Here is a 21,344-nt window from a genome sequence, read left to right on the forward strand (position 1 = left end):
ACCCGCGCCGGAAGGTCACTCCAGCATGTCGAGGTGGAGGAGGTGGTCGTGCATGCGCTCGCTCGTGGCGTGGTCGCGCAGCTCGGTGAGCGTCGGCGCGGCGACCTCGAGCCGGGCGGCCAGCGTGGCCGCTCTGCCGAGCAGGTCGGCCCGGGTGCGGACCTCGTGCAGGCGCGCCATGCCGAGGGCCCTCTCCAGTACGGCACGGCGCCGCAGCCCCGGGTCGTCGCACCACAGCTGCAGGAAATGGTGCCCGCGCAGCTGGAACGAGCCCACCTGGCTCGGCGGCAGCTTCGGGGGGCCGCCGAACGCGGCCGGGGTCAGCACGACCCGCCAGACGCCGTTCGGCAGTTCCTGGAGGCGGCCGGGGCCGAGCTTCCGGTCGGCGAGCCACCCGGTCCACAGCTCGCGCGGGTCCGCGCGGGCCTCGGCGGCGATCATCGCGTGCAGCGCGGGGACGTCCCGGCAGACGTTCTCGATCAGGTCATCGCGTCCCGCGCCGGCGTCGGTGTAGGCGAGCAGGTCGCGACGGTCCGTCTCGATCAGGTAGGCGGGCAGGTAGGCGTCCCGCACGGCGACGCCCCTGATCTCCCGAAGCTGGGCCGGGAGGTTGTAGTCGGCCCGGTCGGGGCGGGCGGCGAGGGCCTCCACCAGCTGGTGGCGGAACGCCGTCGGCGCGTACAGCGGGAGGAACCGGGTGCGGTCCGCCAGCATCTCCTCCGGGACGTGCGGGGCGGGCAGCACGGTGAGCGACCCGCGGTGGTACCGCCGGGGCAGCGGCCTGCCGGTGAAGCGCTCGATCAGCAGCTTCTGCCTGCTCTCCTTCGGGACGTACCGCACGCCCGTCCGCACGGACCGCAGGCCCAGCTCGGTCAGCCGGACCTCGCCGCCGGGGGTCACGGTGAGATGCCCGATCGCCGTGAGGAAGGCGAGGCACCGGTCCACCAGCGAGGGGTCCAGGCCGAAGAGCGCGGCCAGCCCGCCCCGGGTGCCGACGCCGCCCTCGGCGAGCGCGCGGGCCAGGAAGCGGTCGACGACCTCGTACGCCTGCTCGTCGTAGACGCTCGCGGTGATCTCCACCTCCCACAGCGGCCACAGGACCGCGAAGAGACGCACCGGCCGGACCCCGGGCACGGTGACGGCGTGCTCCACGGCACGCCGGGCGGGATAGATCGCGCGCACCGTCACAGCGGCTCCTCCGGCCGAGCATGATGAATCCGGGCCGTCACAGGGACCCCTCCGGCCGGGCAGGGCGGATCCGGGCCGTCACGGTAATTCCTTGCCGGGCAGGGCGGATTCCGCGGGCCGTCACGACGACTCCTCCAGCCGGGCCAGGCAGGCGAGGACGTCGGCCGACGGCCGCAGGTCGCCGGTCCGGCCCAGATGCTCCGCCAGCCGCCTGGCGACGGCGCGGAACCCCTCGTCCCGGGCGGCGGTGAGGGTCGCGGTGTCCCCCACGAGCACCAGCTGCCGCCTGGCCCGCGACACGGCGACGTTCAGTCTGCGCAGCTCCCGGAGGAAGCCCACCTCCCCGCGCGGGTTGCTGCGGGTGAAGGCGTAGACGACGAGGTCGCGTTCGCCGCCCTGGAAGGAGTCGACCGTGCCGACGTTGTCGGCCGCCTCGGCGCCCTCGCCGAGGACCCTGGCGAGCTCCGTGCGGATGCGCTCGGCCTGGGCGCGGTAGGGCACGATCACCGCCCAGTCCCGGTAGTACCGGGCGTGCACGCGGAGCAGCCGCGTCACGATTTCGGCCTCCAGCGCGTTGACGTAACCGCGCCGCTCACCGTCCGCGCCACGGCCGCCGGGTTCCTCCCTCCGCTCGCCCGCGGGCCGGTCGGAGGTGTCGATCATCGCGAACGGGCTGCTGAAGACGGGGTCGCCGGACGCGCCGTCGTGGTCGGTGCGGAGCGCACCGTCGTAGAAGGCGGCCGACACGAACTCCCCGACCTCGCGGGGCATCCGCCGCTGCACCGCCAGCATCACCCGGTGACCGGCGGGCATGGCGCCGTACAGCCGCTCGAAGGCGCTGCGGCGCAGCAGGTCCGCGACCTCCCGCGCCGCGGCGGGCGGCAGCTCGCCCTCCCGTTCAAGGCTCTCGCCCCACTCGCGCACCTCCTCGTCGAGGTACGGCGGAAGCTGCCGGTGGTCCCCGACGAGGACGGCCCGCCTGCCCCGCACCAGGGGGACGAGGAGGTTAGGGGTGGAGATCTGCCCGGCCTCGTCGACGATCACCAGGTCGAACTCCAGCTCGGCGAGCAGCTTGGTGGTCGCTGTGCCGATGCAGGTGGCGGCCACCACGTCCGCGTAGCGCACCAGCTCCCGCTGGAGGTCCTCCTCGGCGTCGCCGACCTGGGCCCGCCACTCCGCCAGGAGGGCGGCCCGCGCCCGGAGCATCCCCACGGCCCGCTCGAACTCCCCGCGCAGCGCCTCCCAGCCGGCCGGATCGGCCGGCAGATCCTCGTCCGAGGCCAGGTCCGGTCCGAGCGTCTCGCCCGGGGCCGGCGCGGCGTTCGCGACCATCGCCCGCAGCGACCACGCGGCCTTCGCGGCCTCCGACGTCGCCTCCCTCCCGCGCCGCCGGGCGGCGTCCCGGTCACCGGCCAGCCGGGCCGTCTCCGGGTGGGCGCCGACGCGCCGTTCGGCCTCCGCGCGTTCCGCGCGCCACGCCGCCTCGGCCGCGGCCGCCTCCCCGGCGGCGCCGGCGAGCCTCCGCTCGACCGCCCGCAGCCGGTCCAGCCGCCGGTCGGCCAGCCACCGGTGGAGGAAGGCGAGCAGCCCGGACTTCGCGCGGGCGCGGGCGGCGGCGTGCCGCCGTTCCCAGACGTCCCTGGCGGCCGTCAGCTCCTCGGCGGAGACACGCGCGGCGTCGAGACGGGCGCGGGCGGCGGCGATCCGCTCCGCCAGGGCGGGTTCCAGCCGGCGGAGCGCCTCGCCGAGACGCGCGGTGAGGTCCCGCTCGTCCCGCTCGGCCGCGGCGGTCTCCGCCACGGAGTCCGTGAGGTGCGCCAGCCAGCGACCGGCCACGTCCCCGGCGTGTCCGGCTTGTCCGGCGTGCCCGACGCTCCCGGCGTGTCCGGCCGCTCCCCCACCCCGGGTCACGCCCCCGGCCGCGCCTCCAGCGGCGCCCCCGCCTCCGTTCCCGGCGAACGGGGCCAGCCGCGAGGCGGGCCCCTCCGTGAGGGTGAGGATCCGCTCGCGCAGCCCGGCGACGTGGCTCTCCACCATGAGTGCGCGGGCCCGCCCGGTCACGGCGTCCTCGTTGCCGACCCGTACGGCCAGGACGTCCGCGGGCAGCTGCTCCAGGACGTTGTCCACGGCCCGGTTGGTGTGCGAGGTGATCAGCACACGCTCCCCCCGGGCCGCGCACGCGACCGCGATCTCGGTGATCGTCCTCGTCTTGCCGGTGCCCGGAGGCCCCAGGATGAGCAGCAGGTCCGGTACGGCGAGCGCCCGCCGGAAGGCCGGGAGCTGGCCGTCAGGGTCGAGCGCCCCGCGGGGCCGGTCGCGGGGATCGACGTCGAACCGGGTGAACCTCCGGTCGACGAACCAGGTCAGCAGCTCGCGGTTCACCGCCTCGCCCAGGCGCAGGGCCCGTACGGCGTCGGCCTGCGCCTGGAACACCCGCTCGCTGGGCATGACCCTGAGCGCGCCCTGGGCCGGGATGCGGCCGTAGTCGACCGCCGACTCGAACCGGACGACCACCTCCAGCCCGCGCACCATCCGCACCCGGCCCCTGAGGTCGGGCTGGTCGGCGAGGCAGACGGCGGTCCCGGCCGCCAGGCCGGCGGGACGCACCAGGTGGAAGGTGTAGACGCCGCGGGCGGAGCGCCGCTCCTCCCGGGCGCTCTCCATTCGCCGGTAGTGGATGGGCGGCGCCTCCCGCTGCCGGGCGACCTCGATGTCCCGCCCCGCCTCGATGACCCGGTCCATCAGGTCGAGGTGGTCGGTGTGGTGCCGGGGCAGCGACGGCCGTTCCGGCGCGGACCGGCTCACGTCGCTCCACGCCCGCCGCAGCAGCCCCCAGTGCGCCGACATGCCCTGCGGCACGTCGCGAAGCCGGTGGAAGCCCCGCCAGCCGGCGGAGCACCCCAGCAGCAGGGACCCGCGCAGCAGCCGCTCCTCCTGCCCGAACCCGCGCGGCCGCGCGCTGCCCAGCACGTAGGCGTCCTCGCGCCGGGACAGGTAGAGCCGGGCCACGTGCGTGTCGACGTGCACGACGAGGCACTTGCGCTCCTCCTCCAGCAGGGCGGGCAGCGCGCCGATCCTGGACAGCCGCTCCATCTCCTGGATCAGCCGGCCGGGGTGCAGCCGCGGCGCCAGGCTCGCGTGGACCTTCTCCGAGGGGACCACCGCCACCGGACCGGGCAGGAACACCGGAACCGTCGTCACGAGAACTCCCCCCGCGAGAGCTCCCGCCGTCCCTCCCGGAACGCCGCGGCGAGCGCCCCCGCCCGCCCGGGGCGGCGCCGCGGATCCGCGTCGAGGCAGCGGGCCAGCAGCTCGTCCGCGGCCGCCGGGAACCCGCGTACGGCGGCCCGCACCGGAGGCGATCCCCCAGGCAGGGGCGGATGGCCGGTCACCGTGTGGTAGACCACGGTGGCGAGCTGGTGGAGGTCGGTGTGCGGCCCCGGCGACGGAAGGCGCGGACCGGCGCGGACCTGCTCGGGCGCGCGGTACCCATCGGGCCCCTCCCCGGGCCGGACCGGCCAGGCCGCCAGCCCGGCGTCCCGCAGGGCGGGTTCGTACGCCCGGCCGGTCAGCACGATCGTGTCGGGGCTCAGCATCCGGTGGCTGTGCCCGCGCCGGTGCAGCTCGGCCAGCGCGTCGGCCAGCCGCGCGGCCTTCGCCAGGACGTCCGCGACCGTGAGCCGATCGAGCGGCCCGGCAGTGAGCCCGTCGAACGGCCGGGCAGTGAACCGGTCGAACGACCCGCCCGTGAACCGGTCGAGCAATCCGCCCGTGAACCGGTCGAACGATCCGCTCGTGAACCGGTCGGGCGGTCCGCCACCGGGGCCGAAGACCTCCCGCCAGCGTGGCCCGGCCGGTGACTCCGTGACGAGGGTGACGGCCGCCGCTCCCGGTTCCTCGTGCAGGCCGAGCAGCCTGGGCAGGCCGCGCGCCCCGGCCAGGGCGGACAGCAGCGCCGCCCGGTCGCGCAGGGCCTCGCGGGCGCCCGCCGCGTCGGGGGTGTCGCGCAGCACCGCGACCCGGTGCAGCCGTACCCGGGCGGCGGCGGGTTCGACGCGGTCGGCGGTCGCCTCCCGCGACACCCAGGACCGGTCGGGCGCGAAGGTCTCGGCCGCGTCGTCGTGCAGCAGGTAGCGGTCACCGCCCAGACGCAGCTCCTCGCCGCCTCGCCAGGGGGCCTCCGCCGGGCCGTACGGCGCGGGCGGCACAGGAGCCGGACCGGCCGGTCCGGCGGGCCGGTAGGGGTCGTAGTAGGACCGCCTGACGGTCGCCGCCTCGGGCAGGGCGAGACGGCGGCGCAGCCCGCCCGCGTCCCACAGTTCGATCGTGACACCGGTCTCGGCCTGCCGTTCGCGGCTCCAGCGCTGCCACCACCGCACGGTCGGGGCGTCCAGCTCGCACGGAACGCACAGCACCCATCTCTCGATGGTGTAGCCCTTTTCCCGGGCGTATTTCCGCGCGGACCCGAAAGACTCCCGCACCTGCCTCTGCTGCGACTCCCCGAAACCGTTGACGAAGTACTTCGCCTGCCAGATCGTGACGCGGCCGTCGAGATCGCCCACCAGCACGTCGATGCCCCAGTCACCGGGATTGGCCCGGACCGGGATCGCGTCCTCTCCGGTGACCGCCGAGACCAGGTCGGTGAGCATCTGCTCGAAGTCCTCCCTGGCCCCCGCCTCGCCCCTGCGCTGGCGATGCGCCGCGAAGTCGACGGGGTGTTCCCCCGCCCCGAAACCCCCGCTCACCGCGGGTCACCGGCTGCCCGGGACGCGGCGCCCAGTGCCGTCACGCCCCTCCGCCCCGCTCCGTGATCGAGCATCTCGCCCCCTCACCGGCCGGCTCCGCATTACCAACCCGTTGTACATCACCGGCCCGCGGCTGACAGGGAATCGGATCATCCGTCCGGAAACGGCCCGGCGAACGCCCCGGGAGACCGCAGGGACGCCCCAGGAGACCGCGGGGACGCCCCAGGAGACCGCGGGGACGCGCCGGGAGACCGCGGAGGACGCGTGCGTCAACGGCCGGGTCACGAGACCGGCAGGCAGTTCGTCTCGCCCCGCATGCCGTACTGCCCGTGACGCCGCGAGTCCAGGATGATCACGGTTCTGTACTCGTCGCCGGCGAGCCGGATGGGGGCGTTCTCCTCGTCCTCGACGATCCGGTAGCGGGCGACCCGGAAGAGCGCCCCCATCAGGAGGTCGTTGAGCAGGCCCGGTTCGGTCCCGGGCGCGCGGTCCCTGCCGACGGCGGCGAAGGTCCGTTTCGCTTTTCCCTCGCCGCAGGGGATGTCACGCCCGCCGGGGTCGGTGATCCGGACGTCCAGCGCGCGGCGTCTCTTCATGACCTCGGTGATGTGGTGCTTGAGGGTCTCCCCCGCCTCCGCCGCCGTGGGGCCGCTCGCGCCGCATCCCGACACCGCCAGCACCGCCACCGCGCACGCCGCCACGCCGCGCCGTACGGAAAGCGCCATGGATCCCTCCGGGGCGGCCGATACGCCGTGATCCGACAACGTCCAATAAAGCCGCCGTCGCGTCTGCCCGTAAAGGGGATGGCCCCGTACCCGGAGGATCGGGCGCCCACCCGCGGCGCGCGGGGGGTCGGATCGCCATGGAGCGCGCCCGCGCGGGCGTATCTCCCGTCGTGGGCGCGCGGGGGTCAGAGACGCCGGGTCAGGAACACGCTGCTGGGGTCGGGACGGTAGTCGGCGAACGGCTCGCAGTAGGTGAATCCGAGCTTCTCGTACAGCCTCCTGGCGGGCAGGAAGAACTCGGCCGACCCGGTCTCCAGGCTCAGCCGGGTGAAGCCCATCGCCCCGGCCTCGGCGATGATGTGCTCCAGCAGCCGGGACGCGATGCCGCTCCGGGCGCGTTCCGGCGCGGTGCGCATCGACTTCAGCTCGGCGTGGCCCGCGTCCAGCCTCTTGATCGCCCCGCAGCCCACCGGGTCCTCGCCGTCCAGGACCGACCAGAACGTCACCCCGGGCGCGCGGAGCCCGTCGAGGCCGAGGGCGTGCTTGCTCTCCGGCGGGGTGATGGACCGCATCTGCCGGACATGCTCCCGGAGGAACTCGATGATCCGCGGACCGGACAGGTCGTCCACCACGATCCTCAAACCGCTCAACTCACATACTCCGCGTCAAGGAGGGGCGCGCCGCCGGACCCCGAACCCGTCGATACGCCGGGAGAAGCATCTCGCACCCGGCTGCGAGGGGCATCCCGGCCCGGCCGGGAGGGCTGCTGCCGTCCCGGCCGGGCCCTAACTGGGATGCGCCCTCCTGCCCGGATCGGTCCGAGCCTGCTCCGGGTTCGTTCCATGCCTGTTCCAGACCTGTTACGGGCCTGTTCCGGCGCTATCCGGCCAGGTCGGCCAGGTCGTCGGCGGTGAGGCGAATACCGGCCGCCCCGACGTTCTCGGCCACGTGGTCCGGTGAGCTGCTTCCGGGAATGGCGAGGACGACCGGTGAGGCGGCCAGCAGCCAGGCCAGGGCGACCTGCGCGGGCGTCGCCCCGTGGCGGGCGGCGACGTTCGCGACGCCGGGCCGGTCGATCGGCTCCCGGCCCCCGCCGAGCGGGAAGAACGGCACGTAGGCGATGCCGGCCTCCTCGCACCGCGCGAGCACGGCGGCGTCGTCCCGGTGGCCGATGTGGAAGTGGTTCTGCACCGCGGCGACCGGGGCGATCGCCCGCGCCTCGGCGAGCTGGGCCGCGTCGACGTTGCTCACGCCGAGGTGCCGGATCAGGCCCTGGTCGCGCAGCTCGGCGAGGGCGGCGAACCGCTCGGCGACCGCGAGGGGCGCGTCGGCGACTGGACTGACGGGCGCCGGGAGCGCAGCGACCGGAGCGAGGAGGGAAGGAGCCGACTCCGAAGCGTCCCGAGCCGCGGCGCGAAGCGCCGCCATCGACACCGACTCGCCGCCCGGCCGTCCCATGCCGCCCACCCGCAGGTAGACCAGGTCGAGGTGGTCGCGGCCGAGGCGGCGCAGGTCCTCCTCGACCAGGCCACGCAACTGCCCGGCCGTCGCCTGGCCGGTGGGCACGACGCCGCCCTCCAGGAGCGGCCCGACCTTGGTGGCGATCACCATGTCTTCGGAGTACGGCGCCAGCCCCCGCCGGATCATCTCGTGCGCCTGGAGGTCGCCGAAGCCGTAGAAGCCGGCGGTGTCGATGTGGTTCACGCCGAGCTCCACGGCGCGGCGCAGCACCGCGACGCCCTCCTCGGGGTCCCGGATCCGGCCACCGAGGGCGAGCCGCATCGCGCCGAAGCCGAGCCGGTTGACCCGCAGGTCACCGCCCAGCGGGAAGTCTCCGGCGGCGGTGGCGGAGGGCTGGTTCATCGTCATGACGGCACCGTCTTTCTCAGGTTCTCTCGGGTTCTTTCGGGTCTTCTCTGGCTTCTCGGGCCGGGCGGCGTACGGAACGGGCCGGCCGTCCGGAGTGGGCGGGATGCGCAGGTCTCAAGCGCCCCGGTAATAGTCGGCGAGCGCGGCGAAGGCGGCCTTGGGCTCCCACGGCAGCCCCGGATACGCCTCCCCTGTGCGACCGCCCTCCAGGATCTTGACCACGCCGTAGCTCGCCAGGTCGAAGTCCTCGCGGGGGTCGTCGCGGTGCGGCAGGTCGTAACGCGCGAAGGTGTTGACGAACGCGGTGTCCACGCCTTCGGCGGTGAAGACGTCCAGCAGCTCCCGCAGGTAGGCGGCCTGCTCCTCCTCGTCGCGGACGTGGTCGCCGACGAGCCGGACCGGCCGGCCGTCCCCGCCCCATTCGACGATCATGTCGCCGCGTCCGCCCAGGTCCGCCGCGCCACGGTGCGTGGTGCACCCGAACTCGGTGATGGCGAGCGGCTTGCCCCGCCGTACCGCGGCCCGGATGTCGTCGCGGAACCGGGGGGCGATCTCGGCGTTCCGGTAGCCGGCGTCGGAGGAGACGATGTCGAACGGCGTCCAGTCGACGCCGTCCATCGGCAGGGACGCGTAGCTGACCTTCCCGCCGAAGCTCCCCCGCACGGTCTTGACCGCGTGGGCGAGGAAGTCGTTCACCCGGGCTGGGACCTTCGGCAGTACCTCGCGCAGCCGCGCCGGCTCGGCCAGCAGCGCGAGCCGCTCGTCGAGGGTGTCGCCGGGCAGGAACCCGGTGGTGAAGAGACTCAGCTCGGAGCCGGTGAGCAGCACGACCTCGGCGCCGTCCCGGCGTAGCCGCTCGGCGCGGGCGGCGCCGTCGGCCAGGAAGTCCAGCAGTTCGCCGGCGGTCAGGTCACAGGTGAACGGCGAGTACCAGACCTCCAGCCCTGCCTCCGCGGCGTACCCGGCGGCGGCCTCCAGACGGTCCTGCCGGCCACCGGTGATCCGTACGGCCGTGCAGTGCAGGTCCGTACGGATGACCTGCATCTCCCGCCGGACGACGTCGGGGTCGAACGGCTCCCGGGTGCTGTGGCCCGGCCCTGCGACGAACCCGGTGTCGTAGGTGATCCCCTTACCGCGCATGGCGCGTTCCTCTCCCTGACCGGTCCGGACCCTGGCTGCCACCGGAGGCCGGTCTTCGGCCTCCGCTCAGAGCCCGGAGCCCGGCGCCATTTGAAGGTACGGTACGTACCGTACTCTAAAACCGGCATCCGCTCCAGCCGCCTCCCCTACCTGGGATACGCTCCGTACCGGAAGGAGCGGGATGGCCGACGAAGCGACAGCGAGCTCGACCCAGCAGCCCCGGCCCGCGTCGGGCAGGCGGCGCGGGGCGGCACTGGAGCATGCGATCCTGCGCGCGGCCATGGAGGAGCTCGCCGAGCACGGCTACGCCGGAATGACCATGGAACGGGTCGCCCGCCGCGCCGGCACCAACAAGAACGCCATCTACCGCCGCTGGCCCACCCGCGCCGCCCTGGGCATCGCCGCCTACGGGCAGTTCGCCGTCATCCACGCCCAGGTCCCGGACACCGGCAGCCTGCGCGGCGACGCGCTGGAACTGCTGCGCCGCGCCAACGGCACCTACTCCTCACCCGTCGGCGGCATCCTGCGAGCCCTGCTGGCCGGCGCCCGCGACGACCCCGAGCTGCTGGCCCAGCTCCAGGAACGCACGGCCGACGCGGGCAGCGACATCTGGCTGACGATCCTGGCCCGCGCCGTGTCCCGCGGCGAGCTGCGCCCCGAGGCCCTGCACCCGCGCGTCGCCACCGTGGCCGTCGTGCTGCTCCGCGACGAGTTCATCACCCGCGGGCACCCCTCGGCGCCCGACGAGGTCCTCGTCGAGATCATCGACGAGGTCTACCTCCCGCTCCTGCACGGCCGCGGCCCCGCCTGCTGAGCCCGTACGGCCCGGCATCGAACGATCTGCCCACCGATCCGTACGGCCCGGCCTCCGGCCGTCGAATCCGCCGAGTCCTCAGCCGTCATCAGGTCTGGTCGTTCAGGCGGCCGAGGGCGTGGAACCCGGTGTGGAGACCCAGCATCAACTCCCGGAAGGAGCCGTGCCGTTCCGGGCCTACAGCCCTCCGGGCGAACAGCTCGTACGCGGCCCGCTCCCCGTGCTCGTCCACGTCCTCCGGGTCGAGGAAAGCCAGGTCCCGCCGACCGGTTCCCCGGCCCCGGAGAGCGGTTCCGCGTCGTGCAGGGCGGCCCACTCCCCGCTCCAGCGCTCCAGAAACGGTTTCCAGGCCTGGCGGTCCACCCGGCGGCTCCTCGATGTCGGCGATATCGCGCCCATGCCAGCAGACATCATCGACAACGAGGAAAGAACCCGCTCATGACGGTTGTTGAATTCGCATTCATCGCCCTCGACCCGCCTTTATCGAGTTAAGGTGAAAGACCGGAATAAGGCGATGACAGGGAGGGCCGATGGCGTCCGGAACGGGGCCCTTGTCGCCGGACTTCAGCGGAATCGACCCCGACCTGATGCAGGGCTTCGTCGCCGCGCTGGAACGTGGCCGGGACGTCATCGGCGAGCAGTCCGAACGGATCCGCCAACTCCTCGCCACGGCGCAGGTACCCGCCGCCGGCCTCCAGCCGATCCGGGAGATCAAGGGCTGGATCGACGACGAGCTGCCGGAGCTGCGCAAGCGAAACGAGACCATCAAGGCGAGCGACGCCCTCGCCCCCTGGCTACCCGGCGCGCGGACGCCCGGCTCCAAGCTGGTCGGCTATGACGAGGGGAAGATCCTCTCCCCCGCGGAGGCACAGAAGCAGGGCACGGCGCTGGGCAAGCGTTTCCTGGCCATAGAGCCGCGGAACTTCTTCTCACTCGGCAACCCCTCCTCCGACGCGTACATGAAGGTCGTCAAGGAACTGGCCGATCACAAGAACGACGCCGACTACACCGCGGCCTTCTTCGCCGCCCTCGGCACGAAGGGCACCGTCCAGCTGCCCGCCCTGCTGCGGGAGAACCTGGACACCGCCGACTTCCAGGCACCCGCCGGCCCTCCCCGCCCAGACGACGAGGTGCTCCGGACGGTGAGCCAGGCGTTCGGTACGGCGGTCACCGGAGGATCACGCGTCCCGGGTTTCGCGAAGATCAAGGAGGAGATCCGCGGCACCGCAGCCGGGGCCGGTGCGGGCCTGCTGCTGAGCGCGGGGAGGTTCCCCGCCGAATGGCTGCGGGACGTGGTGCTGAACCACGGCTTCGCCGACCCCAAGAAGGTCAGCACCGGGTTCCTCTACGCCCTGGGCAACAACCCTGGCGCGGCCCGGCAGGCCATCGCGGCGGTGACCGGACCGTACGGCAGGGACCAGACGAAGCTCAAGACGTTCCTGAAGTCGTTCAATGGGCACTTCGGCGGCTCGTCCCTCCCTCCGACCGGCGGTGACGACGCCTTCGGGCGCATGCTGGCGGCGGCCTCCGGCGCCTACGACGAGGAGGACGGCAAGCACAGCCAGGAATCGGCGGCGTTCGCCTTCACCGTGATGACCACGCTCGGCAAGGTGGGCGAGGGCGCCCGGGTTCACCTCGCGGAGATCGCCGGCGCGTACGCCACCGAGATCACCGAGGGTGCGAACATCGGTGACGCGAACATGACCGAACCCAGCGCGCTGAAGCCCTCGACCTCGGCCTTCGGCCTGAAGTCCGCCTTCACGCTGAGCCCGAAGGACACCTACCGCTTCCTCAAGCTCTTCGCCGACTCCCCGGAGAACCTCAAGCCGTTCGACGAGGGGATGGGACGGTTCTCCCAGAAGGTGATCGCCGACGCCTCGGCGAAGACCTTGAAAACCGGGGACGTCGAGCACCTGGACCGGGTGTTCACCGCCCTGGGCAACGTACGCGGCTTCGAACTGGCAGCCGTCGAGAAGGTCCAGGGCAACCTCGACACGATCGACAAGCAGCGGGACGACCTGGTGGGATTCATCCGCGACACCGCCATCGGGGCGATCAGCATGACTCCTGTCGCCGCGCCGAACATGGCCGCGGATCTCGCCTGGTTCGCACTGAGTACCACGTTCGCCGCTGACGGCGCCTTCGGTGATGACGACGAGACCCGGGTCGAGAAGGCCGACAAGCAGGACGCCATCGACACCCTCGGCCGCCAGCACACCTACGCGCAGATCCTCATGGCGAACGGCTTCGCCCCGAAGGTGACCCCGGGCGAGTACCAGGCGAAGTGCCCGCCGGGGGTGGCGATCGCGGACGCGAACGGGGAGCTGAGACCGTTCGCGGACCTGATGAAGCAGGGGAACAAGGGACTGGAGGCGTTCGAGAAGTGGGCAGCCGTCAACGGGATGGGTGGCGATGATAGGACCGCCGTTGGGAGATTGTCCGGCAACATGGCGAACTCGTTTGATGGCGGCAACAAACGGGGCCGGGAACGCAGCTTGGCGTTCGACAGCTAGCTCATGAGGTCGGAAGACACTCGGTCTCTCCTCTGACCGCGTACTGCCCGTTGGACGGCGACTCCAGGATGATCACGGTCTTGTACTCGTCATTGGCGAGCCGGATGGGGGCATTCCCACGATCTTCGACGATGCGGTACGGCGCAACTCCAGAAAGCGCACCCACCAGTAAGGTGTTGAGGCTATCCGGCTTGCGTTCGGTCGCGGGATCCCTCCCAGCTGCAGCGAAAGTCCGCTTCGCTTTTCCTTCTCCGCAGGGGATATCGCGTCCGCCGGAATCGGTTATACGGACATCCAGAACCTGCCCCTTCCGCATCAGCTCCGTGATGTGCTTCTTGAGTGTCTCCCCCGCCTCCGCCGCCGTAGGACCACTCTCCCCGCACCCCGACACCGCCACCAGCACCATCACTACGCACACCGCGACGCCACGCCGTACGAAAAACGCCATGAATTCCTCCGGGGCTGGCCGATGTGCTGTAGATCCAATAATGTCCAATGAAGCCGCCGCTGTGTCCACGATCCACAAAGGGGATGTATGAATCCTCAAGCCGGGGATCTGGTGCCCAACCCGCGGCGCCAGGTGCTGGAGCAGGCGCTGGCCGAGGTCAGGGCGCGGGTCGCCATCCTGGAGGCGGCGCTCGATCCGGCGCACGGCCAGTTCACGGGACAGCCCGTGTGGGTGGGGCCGGCGGCCCGGCGGTTCGCCGAGGATCTCACCGCCCGCCGGGTACGGCTCCGCCAGGCGGCCAGGGCGCTTCTCGAAGCGCTCGAAGACGAACTCCGCTCCGTGCCGGAGAGGGTCCCGCCCTCCGCCGCACGGCACTGACCCGCCAGCCTGAAATGCGACGGGGACGGGGCGGGTTCTCCGCCCGGAACCGGCGGGTGAAACCACCGCCCCGGCGGCCGGCCCTTTCCGTCCACGCGGTTCAGGGCACGCATGCCGGAACGAGAAGCACCGTCGGCGGAGATTTCACGGGAAACCAAAGCAATAAGCCCTCTTTTACTGATCAACCGGCATATTCTTCCCTTCCGTGTCCCGACGATCATTGCTCCTGTGGGCGGCTGCGCTGGTGGCGGCGCTGGCCCCGGTTCTGTCCGTCTTGGGCGCGCTGCTCCTGGGCTGGGGTGACGGGGAACAGGGCTTCGCGTGGATGTCGACGGGGTGGTGCGCCGGTTACGAGATCAATGAGGAGATCCGCACCCTCCTCGGGCCGGTCAGGGAGTTTCCGCTGGTGCTGTTCGGCCTCGCGCCGCTGGTCGGCCTGGCCTTCGCCGGCTGGCTGCTGAGCGTCCGTGCCGGACGGCCCCGGCTCGGCCGGATCTTCGGTCTCGCAACCGCCGGGGTCATGCTCGTCGTCTCACTGCCCGAGCCGGTGCTGCTCACGTTCGACGCGGCCGTCTCCCGATACTGCCTGAGCGCGTGGGGCCCGCCGGAGCTGGTGAACTGGACCCTCACGTCCGGCTTCTACCCTCTCCTCCCCGCGGTCCTGACGGTACTCGCGGCCCGGCCGCCGGTCAGGCCGCGGCTCGTCCGGCGCGGCCGCCCGGTCCGCGTGGCGATCACGGTCCCGGTCGTGGCCGTACTGCTGCTCGGCGCGGCGAGTGACAGCCGGCCCGGCCGGGTGAGCGACTCGAACGAACTCGACTGCGCCGGATTCGGCGACGTCCGGGTGCCCGCGATGAGCGGGCAGGAGAAGGCGTTCCTGTGCGCGGTACGGTCCGACGGGTTCGGGGCCGATGGGCCCGGCGTGCCCGAACTGGCCGGCCTGCCCGACCGGGCGCTGATCGCCTACGGCCGCAACCTGTGCCACGCGGCCACGCGGAACGGCGGCGACACCGGGGCGCGGGCCGTACAGCGGATGATGGGCGAGGCGGCGGGCGGGCCGCTGGCCGGGGCGCTCTCCCGGATGTGCCCGGCTGTGGCCAAGATGTTGCAGGCCGAGGGTGATCGGCAGCGGGCGGAGGCGGAGGCGTTCGTCGCCGCCGCGGAACGCGCCTGCGCCGCCCACCCCCGCCACCGTCCGAAGATCAAGCCGGTACGGCGGGCACGCGCCACCATGTGGACGGAGTTCTGGACCATCAACGCCTGGGAAGAGGGGTGGGAAGGCGAGGAGAGCGGCGACAGGGTCGCCGACCTGGTCGGGGGCGGAGACGGCACGCTGCAGGTCTGGGCCGCCGACGAGGCCGGTCACGCATGCGTGACCGGTGAGGCCTACACCAGGCGTCCGCCGGTGGAGACACGCGGCTGGGAGCAGGTCGTCGAGGTCGGCTACCGGACCCGGACCGGCTCCCTGGTGCTGGTGGACGGCGAGGGCAAGGAAATGCCCGACCTGGCCGCCGGAGGGCCGGGACGGTACCGGGTCCGGGTCCACGTACGGGGCCGCAAGGCCGCCCAGGAGCACATCGACGTGCCGGACGGCACCGTCCAGCTTCTGATCATGGTTTTCCCGGGAGAGCAGCGAAAGCCGGTGATCTACCGGTGACGCCGCCCGCGGCGACGGTCCGATCGGTTCGCGGGACCGGGTGAGCGCCGACGGTTTGATCAACCGGCGCGAAGCAGGCGGCGGCGAGGCTTCCACGGCGCCTTCGGTAGCGTGCTCGCATGACGGAACTCGAAGATCTCGCCGACCGGCTGCGGCGGTTCGCGCGGGAGCGTGACTGGGAGCAGTTCCACACGCCCAAGAACCTCGCCATGGCGTTCGCCGGAGAGGCCGGCGAGCTGGTCGCGGAGTTCCAGTGGTTGACGCCCGAGGAGTCGGCCGCGGTCATGGACGACCCCCAGGCGGCGGAACGCGTCAGGTCCGAGCTGGCCGACGTCGTCACCTACCTGGTCCGCCTCGCCGACGTGCTGGGGGTGGACCTCGTCGAGGCCACCCACGCCAAAATCGACCAGAACGAGAGACGCTTCCCGGTGGAAGCCTCCCGGGGGCGGGCCAGGAAGGCCCCGCCGTTCGCCTGATCTCGCTGGAAGATCGCTGTAGTGTTCCCGGCGTGGTGATGCGGTCCGGCGGGCTTTGCGCCGACATCGCGTGTTCACCGGCGAGGACGTCTCCGGCGCGAGGCTGTGCGACGGTCACGCCGACCACCGCTGTGCGAGATCACGCCGGGGCTTCTTCCGGCTTCATGCGCGATATCCGGCAAGAACGCAGCGCTCGGCTTCGATGGCGCCGCGTCCCCGCCGGCCCGCGACGGGCACCGTATCGACGAACCGCGCGATGAGGGGTTGGGCATGTCGCCGAGAACACACCTGTACGACCTGCTGGTATCGACGATCTTCACCGAGGGACTCGATGGCGAGATGGACCTGTGGGCGCTGGGGTTCAGCGCCATATGGATCAAGGGCACGGACCTCGACACGCTCGCCGCGGATTTGCACCTGGATCCCGCCACCCGCACCCCCTGCCACCTGAGTGAGATCCTCGACCGCAACATCGACGACGGATCCGACTGGGTGGCCGAGGTCAACGGCTGGATCGGCATCGTGCCGGGGGTCGGCCGCGAGCGCCTGCGCTCCATCAGCGAGGGCGGCCGTGAGGTCCTCAACGTCAGTATGGACATCACCGGCAGGGAGTACTTCGACTACGCCCGCGACGGGCGCATGATCGTCTCCTTCGATCCGGCCTTCCCGGAGAATCGGTCCGGCGACGACCCGCACGCGCTCGATCACCTGATGGACGGTCTGCGCTTCCAGATCAGCGATGACGGCTTCGTCGACGATCGAGTGGAAGAGGACGAGAGCTTCAGCTCGGCCCTGGCACTGATCGGGCGGATCACGGGAACGGACATGGCCGCCGACTGGTTCGAGGCGCGGCATTCCAGCATGCGTCCCGTCTCCTCCTGATGGTCCTGCTGAGGAGGAAGCAGGTCAGCGGACCGCAGAGCCGGTGATGCGAACGGTTCCGGCCGCGGAAGGACCCGGACCGACCTCGAAGACCTCGCCGACCGGCCGGGGCAGTTCACGCGCCACGGCGCGGTGCGCTCACTCGGGAAGCAGCGGTGCGCTCACTCGGGGAGCAGCGGTCTCATGAAGGTCCGTTCGTAGCGGAGCACGCACCCGCTCTCGTCCCTGATGCGGTCCGCCTCGACGAAGTCGGGGTGGACGCCGAAGAGCCCGCGGTACTCCTCGTACGCGGCGAGGCTGGGAAAACTGAACAGGGCGAGGGCCTTGTCGCTGGCGCCCTCCGACGGCAGGAAGTAGCCGTGGTGCGTGCCGCCGTGCAGGTTGACCAGCTCGATCCAGCGACGACCGAAACGCTCGAACGCGTCGATCTTCCGGGGATCGATCACATATTCGACGACACAGGTGATCATAAGACCATTTCTATCCTGCGCGACGACCGGCCTCGACGGCACGCGGAGGAGTCCGTCCATCACCGAGGACGAAAAGGCAAGGAGGCTGAACACTCCTTACCACTTTCAATCTATAGCCCACCGGGGGGCTTGCAGCAAGACCCGGGTCGTGCCGCAGAATCTCCGACCGAAGCCATGACCCGTGGGAACAGGGCTCACCGAGTACGTGTGCTCCTGCCGAGTCGTCCGGGCCACGCGGGACGCCGAACCGGCGGTGGGGCTCACGACGCGGTCGCGGAGACTTCGCGCGAAGACGCGGGTGTGCGCGCCTCCGGATCGTGCGGAGCAACCGGCTGAAACGCAACCTTGAATGGGGGGGGTTCATGATCGACGTGATCATCGCCGGCGGCGGACCGACCGGCCTGATGCTGGCCGCCGAGTTGCGGCTGTACGGCGTGCGCGTACTTGTGCTGGAGAAGGAGGTGGAGCCGGCCCGGTATGTCCGCGCGCTCGGTCTGCATGTGCGCAGCATCGAGGTGATGGACCAGCGCGGTCTGCTGGAGCGGTTCCTCGCGCACGGCAAGCAGTACAACGTCGGTGGCTACTTCGCCGGCATCATCAAGCCATGGCCGGACCGGCTGGACACCGAGCACTCGTACATCCTCGGCATTCCGCAGACCATCACCGAGCGCCTGCTGGCCGAGCACGCCACCGAGGTCGGCGCCGAGGTCCGGCGCGGTTGCGAGCTGGTCGGGCTGAGCCAGGACCAGGACGGGGTGACCGCCGAGCTGGCCGACGGCACGCGGCTGCGCTCGCGCTACCTCGTCGGTTGCGACGGCGGCCGCAGCACGGTGCGCAAGCTGCTCGGCGTCGGTTTCCCCGGTGAGCCCACCAAGATCGATACGCTGCTGGGCGAGATGGAGCTGACCGAGGATCCGGAGACGGTCGCCGCCATCATGGCGGAGGTCCGCAAGACCCAGCTGCGGTTCGGCGCCGGACGCCTCGGAGACGGAGGGGTGTACCGCGTCATCGTCCCCGCCGAGAAAGTGGCCGAGGACCGTACGGTTCCGCCGACCCTCGAGGAGTTCAAGCGGCAGCTGCGGGCCTTCGCCGGCACCGACTTCGGCGCGCACTCACCGCGCTGGCTCTCCCGGTTCGGCGACGCCACCCGGCTGGCCGAGCGCTACCGGGTCGGCCGGGTGCTGCTGGCCGGCGACGCGGCGCATGTTCACCCCCCGATGGGCGGGCAGGGGCTCAACCTCGGCATCCAGGACGCGTTCAATCTCGGCTGGAAACTGGCCGCCCAGGTCAACGGCTGGGCACCGGAAGGACTGCTGGACAGCTACCACGCCGAACGGCACCCCGTGGCCGCCGACGTGCTGGAGAACACCCGCGCGCAGGCCGTACTGATGTCCACCGAGCCGGGACCCCAGGCAATGCGCCGGTTGCTCTCGGAACTGATGGACTTCGAGGAGGTGACCCGGCACCTGATCGAGAAGATCACCGCGATCGGGGTCCGCTACGACTTCGGTGAGGGGCACGAACTGCTCGGCCGCCGGCTGCGGGACGTGAAGCTGAAGCGGGGACGCCTCTACGAGCTGATGCGCGGCGGTCGCGGACTTCTGCTCGACCGGACCGGCCGGCTCTCGGTCACCGGGTGGGCGGACCGGGTCGACCACGTCGTCGACGACGGCGAGGAGCCGGACGTGCCCGCGCTGCTGCTGCGGCCGGACGGGCACGTGGCGTGGGTCGGCGAGGACCAGGAGGAGCTGATCGACCGGCTGCCCAGGTGGTTCGGCGCGCCCGTCGAGTGAGACCGGGCGCTCCGATCTGAGCGCGTCACCGGCACCGGGGCGTCGCGTCGCGGCGGCCGGCCGGGCCTGGTGCCGCATTCGGAATCACTCCTAGAGCACACCCGCCTGCATGCCTGCCCGTGGCGCGAAAAACGCTTTTCGGCGGAAACCCCCAAAGGCCGGCTGAATGACCCCACCGCCCGTCTAATTTTGTCGGGAGATCGCTGTAATGTTCCTGGCGTAATGATGCGGCCCGACGGGCTTCCGCTAAGTGTCTGATCGTCTGATCACTTGATCGTCTGATCACTTGATCGTCTGATCCACCGGTCGCGGACACGCCCCCATACCGCACGAGTCTCTCGTGCTGCCTGGGGGTAGGTCCGTGACGGCGTTCCGGCACTCCGCCGAAGGTCTGGCCAAATTGGCGGCCGACGGCTCGGTTCCCGAAAGACGGCTCAGCGAGGTCATCGCCGAGTGTCTCCGAAGGACGGCGCGGATCAACCCCTCCTCGGCTGAGCTCAGGTCCTGGGACCGCAGCCTCCCCGTCCTCGCCCAGGACCTCCTGGACGCCGGGCTCGGCGGTGTCGAGATGCTGGTGGAGTACCAGCTCCCGCTGACCAGCAAGCGCGCCGACGTGGTGCTCGCGGGGGTGGACCGCCGTACGGGCGATGACGCCTACGTGGTCGTGGAGCTCAAGCAGTGGAGTCGCGCGGAGCTGTTCGAGGACGATCCGAAGCTGGTGCTCGTCGAGGGCATGCCGGGCGGCCCCAGGCTGCACCCGTCGCTCCAGGTGCGGGACTACTGCGACTACATCGCCGACTTCGTCGGCGCCCTGGCAGGCCGGGACGACGCCATCCGGGGTGTGGCCTATCTGCACAACGCCGCCGACCTCGATGTCGAGGACCTCTACGAACGCGTTCAGGACGAGCGCACCCGTCTGTTCACCAAGACCCGGCGCGGCGCCTTCGTCGACTACCTCCGGGACCGGTTCGCCCCGCTCCCGGGGGCTGGTGCGGCCGACCGGCTGCTGAGCAGCGCCGTACGGCCCTCCAAGCAGCTCCTCAAGCTCGCCGCCGAGGAGATCAGGGATCGTAAGCAGTTCGTCCTGTTGGACGAGCAGCGGCTGGCCTACGAGATCGTCCTGAACGCCGTGGACCGGGCGCGCGGGGCCGACTCCAAGGAGGTCGTCATCGTCTCCGGCGGCCCGGGGAGCGGCAAGAGCGTCATCGCGCTGTCGCTGCTGGGCGAGCTGTCACGGCAGGGACGCGCCGTGCTGCACGCCACGGGCTCCCGTTCCTTCACCGAAACGCTGCGCCGGGTCCCCGGTAAGGGCTCCTCGAAGGTGAAGGGGCTGTTCAAGTACTTCAACAGCTTCATGCAGGCCGAGCGGAACGGCCTCGACGTGCTGATCTGCGATGAGGCGCACCGGATCCGCGAGACCTCGCAGAACCGCTACACCCCCGCCCGGCTGCGCAGCGACCGCCGCCAGATCGACGAGCTGATCGACGCCGCGCGGGTGCCGGTCTTCCTACTGGACGAGCACCAGGTCGTACGGCCCGGTGAGCTGGGCACCGTCGCCGAGATCAGGGAGCACGCCGAGGCCCGCGGGTTCCGCGTCCACGAGGTCTCCCTCGACGGGCAGTTCCGCTGCGGCGGCAGCCGCGCCTACGAGCAGTGGGTGCTGCGCCTGCTCGACCTGGACGGCGACGGCGGCGGCCCCGAAGCATGGACCAATGACGGCCACTTCGCCGTGTCCCTGGCGGACTCGCCGTACGAGCTGGAGTCCCTCCTGCGCGACAGGCAGGAGAAGGGCTTCTCCGCCCGCATGACGGCCGGTTTCTGCTGGCCGTGGAGTGACCCGCGCAAGGACGACACCCTCGTCCACGACGTCCGGATCGGCGACTGGTCCCGGCCCTGGAATGTCAAGAATGACCGAGCCGTGGGCAGCGCGCCGCCCAGCACGCTGTGGGCGACCCAGGAGGGTGGCTTCGAGCAGGTCGGCTGCGTCTACACCGCCCAGGGCTTCGAGTACGACTGGAACGGGGTCATCCTCGGCCCGGACCTGGTCTACCGCGACGGCCGGCTTGTCACCGTCCGCTCCGCCAGCAAGGACCCGGCCCTCACCAAGAAAGTCACCGACGAGCAGGCCGACCGCCTGATCAGGAACACCTACAAGGTCCTGCTCACCCGCGGGATGGTGGGAACCTTCGTGTACTCCACCGACCCGCGGACCCAGGAGTTCCTGCATGGGCTGATCCAGAGCTGAG

Annotated in this window: 18 protein-coding genes; 8 read left to right on the forward strand and 10 right to left on the reverse strand. The window is 71.6% G+C overall.

Translation table 11 applies throughout. The features are described 5' to 3' along the window. Window positions 1-15: 15 nt before the first annotated feature. The 7 genes from HDA43_RS21425 to HDA43_RS21455 form a co-directional block, all read right to left on the reverse strand. Window positions 16-1,188 carry a hypothetical protein gene (locus HDA43_RS21425; protein WP_218912345.1) on the reverse strand — a complete coding sequence of 391 codons (1,173 nt, stop codon included), beginning with the start codon at window positions 1,186-1,188 and terminating at the stop codon, window positions 16-18. Window positions 1,189-1,308: 120 nt separating this feature from the next. Further along, window positions 1,309-4,389 carry a DEAD/DEAH box helicase gene (locus HDA43_RS21430; protein WP_218912346.1) on the reverse strand — a complete coding sequence of 1,027 codons (3,081 nt, stop codon included), beginning with the start codon at window positions 4,387-4,389 and terminating at the stop codon, window positions 1,309-1,311. Further along, window positions 4,386-5,933, reverse strand: coding sequence for a protein kinase family protein (locus HDA43_RS21435; protein ID WP_179824485.1), 1,548 nt, complete (start codon window positions 5,931-5,933; stop codon window positions 4,386-4,388). The genes HDA43_RS21430 and HDA43_RS21435 overlap by 4 nt, the downstream gene beginning before the upstream one ends. A gap of 281 nt (window positions 5,934-6,214) precedes the next feature. Beyond that, window positions 6,215-6,658 carry a hypothetical protein gene (locus HDA43_RS21440; protein ID WP_179824487.1) on the reverse strand — a complete coding sequence of 148 codons (444 nt, stop codon included), beginning with the start codon at window positions 6,656-6,658 and terminating at the stop codon, window positions 6,215-6,217. Window positions 6,659-6,843: 185 nt separating this feature from the next. Next, window positions 6,844-7,308 carry a GNAT family N-acetyltransferase gene (locus tag HDA43_RS21445; protein WP_246424477.1) on the reverse strand — a complete coding sequence of 155 codons (465 nt, stop codon included), beginning with the start codon at window positions 7,306-7,308 and terminating at the stop codon, window positions 6,844-6,846. Between the two features lie 229 nt (window positions 7,309-7,537). Beyond that, window positions 7,538-8,521 (reverse strand): aldo/keto reductase, encoded by a 984-nt coding sequence (locus HDA43_RS21450; RefSeq protein ID WP_218912495.1) that lies wholly within the window; start codon window positions 8,519-8,521, stop codon window positions 7,538-7,540. A 120-nt stretch (window positions 8,522-8,641) separates the two neighbouring features. Beyond that, window positions 8,642-9,667 carry a glycoside hydrolase family 113 protein gene (locus tag HDA43_RS21455; RefSeq protein WP_179824491.1) on the reverse strand — a complete coding sequence of 342 codons (1,026 nt, stop codon included), beginning with the start codon at window positions 9,665-9,667 and terminating at the stop codon, window positions 8,642-8,644. 181 nt (window positions 9,668-9,848) lie between these two features. On the opposite strand from HDA43_RS21455, the gene HDA43_RS21460 reads away from it, so the two are divergent. After that, window positions 9,849-10,481, forward strand: coding sequence for a TetR/AcrR family transcriptional regulator (locus tag HDA43_RS21460; RefSeq protein ID WP_179824493.1), 633 nt, complete (start codon window positions 9,849-9,851; stop codon window positions 10,479-10,481). Window positions 10,482-10,569: 88 nt separating this feature from the next. Here HDA43_RS21460 and HDA43_RS21465 read toward each other — a convergent pair whose 3' ends face one another. Next, entirely contained in the window at window positions 10,570-10,713 is a 144-nt protein-coding gene (locus HDA43_RS21465; RefSeq protein WP_179824494.1) for a hypothetical protein, read from the reverse strand. Window positions 10,714-11,011: 298 nt separating this feature from the next. On the opposite strand from HDA43_RS21465, the gene HDA43_RS21470 reads away from it, so the two are divergent. Next, complete coding sequence (locus HDA43_RS21470; protein WP_179824496.1) at window positions 11,012-12,994, forward strand: DUF6571 family protein; 1,983 nt, start codon at window positions 11,012-11,014, stop codon at window positions 12,992-12,994. A gap of 1 nt (window position 12,995) precedes the next feature. On the opposite strand, the gene HDA43_RS21475 is transcribed toward HDA43_RS21470, so the two are convergent. Next, window positions 12,996-13,442, reverse strand: coding sequence for a hypothetical protein (locus HDA43_RS21475; RefSeq protein WP_179824498.1), 447 nt, complete (start codon window positions 13,440-13,442; stop codon window positions 12,996-12,998). Window positions 13,443-13,529: 87 nt separating this feature from the next. Here HDA43_RS21475 and HDA43_RS21480 point away from each other — a divergent pair, with 87 nt between their 5' ends. From HDA43_RS21480 to HDA43_RS21495, 4 genes are all read left to right on the forward strand, one after another. Then, window positions 13,530-13,820, forward strand: coding sequence for a hypothetical protein (locus HDA43_RS21480; RefSeq protein WP_179824500.1), 291 nt, complete (start codon window positions 13,530-13,532; stop codon window positions 13,818-13,820). A gap of 205 nt (window positions 13,821-14,025) precedes the next feature. Next, complete coding sequence (locus tag HDA43_RS21485; RefSeq protein ID WP_179824502.1) at window positions 14,026-15,477, forward strand: hypothetical protein; 1,452 nt, start codon at window positions 14,026-14,028, stop codon at window positions 15,475-15,477. 119 nt (window positions 15,478-15,596) lie between these two features. Continuing rightward, window positions 15,597-15,953, forward strand: coding sequence for a nucleotide pyrophosphohydrolase (locus tag HDA43_RS21490; protein WP_179824504.1), 357 nt, complete (start codon window positions 15,597-15,599; stop codon window positions 15,951-15,953). 270 nt (window positions 15,954-16,223) lie between these two features. Further along, window positions 16,224-16,835: a DUF6461 domain-containing protein gene (locus HDA43_RS21495; protein ID WP_179824506.1), complete on the forward strand. Its 612-nt coding sequence runs from the start codon at window positions 16,224-16,226 to the stop codon at window positions 16,833-16,835. A 161-nt stretch (window positions 16,836-16,996) separates the two neighbouring features. Here the strand turns inward: HDA43_RS21495 and HDA43_RS21500 are convergent, their stop codons facing one another. Next, on the reverse strand, window positions 16,997-17,305 hold the full coding sequence (locus tag HDA43_RS21500; RefSeq protein WP_179824508.1) for an NIPSNAP family protein: 309 nt from the start codon (window positions 17,303-17,305) through the stop codon (window positions 16,997-16,999). Between the two features lie 362 nt (window positions 17,306-17,667). Between HDA43_RS21500 and rox the strand changes: the two genes are divergently transcribed. Together rox and HDA43_RS21510 are read left to right on the forward strand one after the other, a co-directional pair. After that, a complete protein-coding gene (gene rox, locus HDA43_RS21505; protein WP_179824510.1) occupies window positions 17,668-19,098 on the forward strand; it encodes a rifampin monooxygenase in 1,431 nt (476 codons plus the stop codon). A 361-nt stretch (window positions 19,099-19,459) separates the two neighbouring features. Beyond that, window positions 19,460-21,343 (forward strand): DUF2075 domain-containing protein, encoded by a 1,884-nt coding sequence (locus tag HDA43_RS21510; protein ID WP_179824512.1) that lies wholly within the window; start codon window positions 19,460-19,462, stop codon window positions 21,341-21,343. The last annotated feature ends 1 nt before the right edge of the window (window position 21,344 follow it).

The organism is Streptosporangium sandarakinum (genome assembly GCF_013409935.1).
GTDB classification, from domain to species: Bacteria; Actinomycetota; Actinomycetes; order Streptosporangiales; family Streptosporangiaceae; genus Streptosporangium; species Streptosporangium nondiastaticum.

Coding starts and splice junctions, on each gene's coding strand:
- HDA43_RS21500 (WP_179824508.1), bottom strand. CDS start 17,305: ATGATCACCTGTGTCGTCGAATATGTGATCGATCCCCGGAAGATCGAC.
- HDA43_RS21475 (WP_179824498.1), bottom strand. CDS start 13,442: ATGGCGTTTTTCGTACGGCGTGGCGTCGCGGTGTGCGTAGTGATGGTG.
- HDA43_RS21480 (WP_179824500.1), top strand. CDS start 13,530: ATGAATCCTCAAGCCGGGGATCTGGTGCCCAACCCGCGGCGCCAGGTG.
- HDA43_RS21460 (WP_179824493.1), top strand. CDS start 9,849: ATGGCCGACGAAGCGACAGCGAGCTCGACCCAGCAGCCCCGGCCCGCG.
- HDA43_RS21470 (WP_179824496.1), top strand. CDS start 11,012: ATGGCGTCCGGAACGGGGCCCTTGTCGCCGGACTTCAGCGGAATCGAC.
- HDA43_RS21495 (WP_179824506.1), top strand. CDS start 16,224: ATGTCGCCGAGAACACACCTGTACGACCTGCTGGTATCGACGATCTTC.
- HDA43_RS21440 (WP_179824487.1), bottom strand. CDS start 6,658: ATGGCGCTTTCCGTACGGCGCGGCGTGGCGGCGTGCGCGGTGGCGGTG.
- HDA43_RS21455 (WP_179824491.1), bottom strand. CDS start 9,667: ATGCGCGGTAAGGGGATCACCTACGACACCGGGTTCGTCGCAGGGCCG.
- HDA43_RS21450 (WP_218912495.1), bottom strand. CDS start 8,521: ATGAACCAGCCCTCCGCCACCGCCGCCGGAGACTTCCCGCTGGGCGGT.
- HDA43_RS21490 (WP_179824504.1), top strand. CDS start 15,597: ATGACGGAACTCGAAGATCTCGCCGACCGGCTGCGGCGGTTCGCGCGG.
- rox (WP_179824510.1), top strand. CDS start 17,668: ATGATCGACGTGATCATCGCCGGCGGCGGACCGACCGGCCTGATGCTG.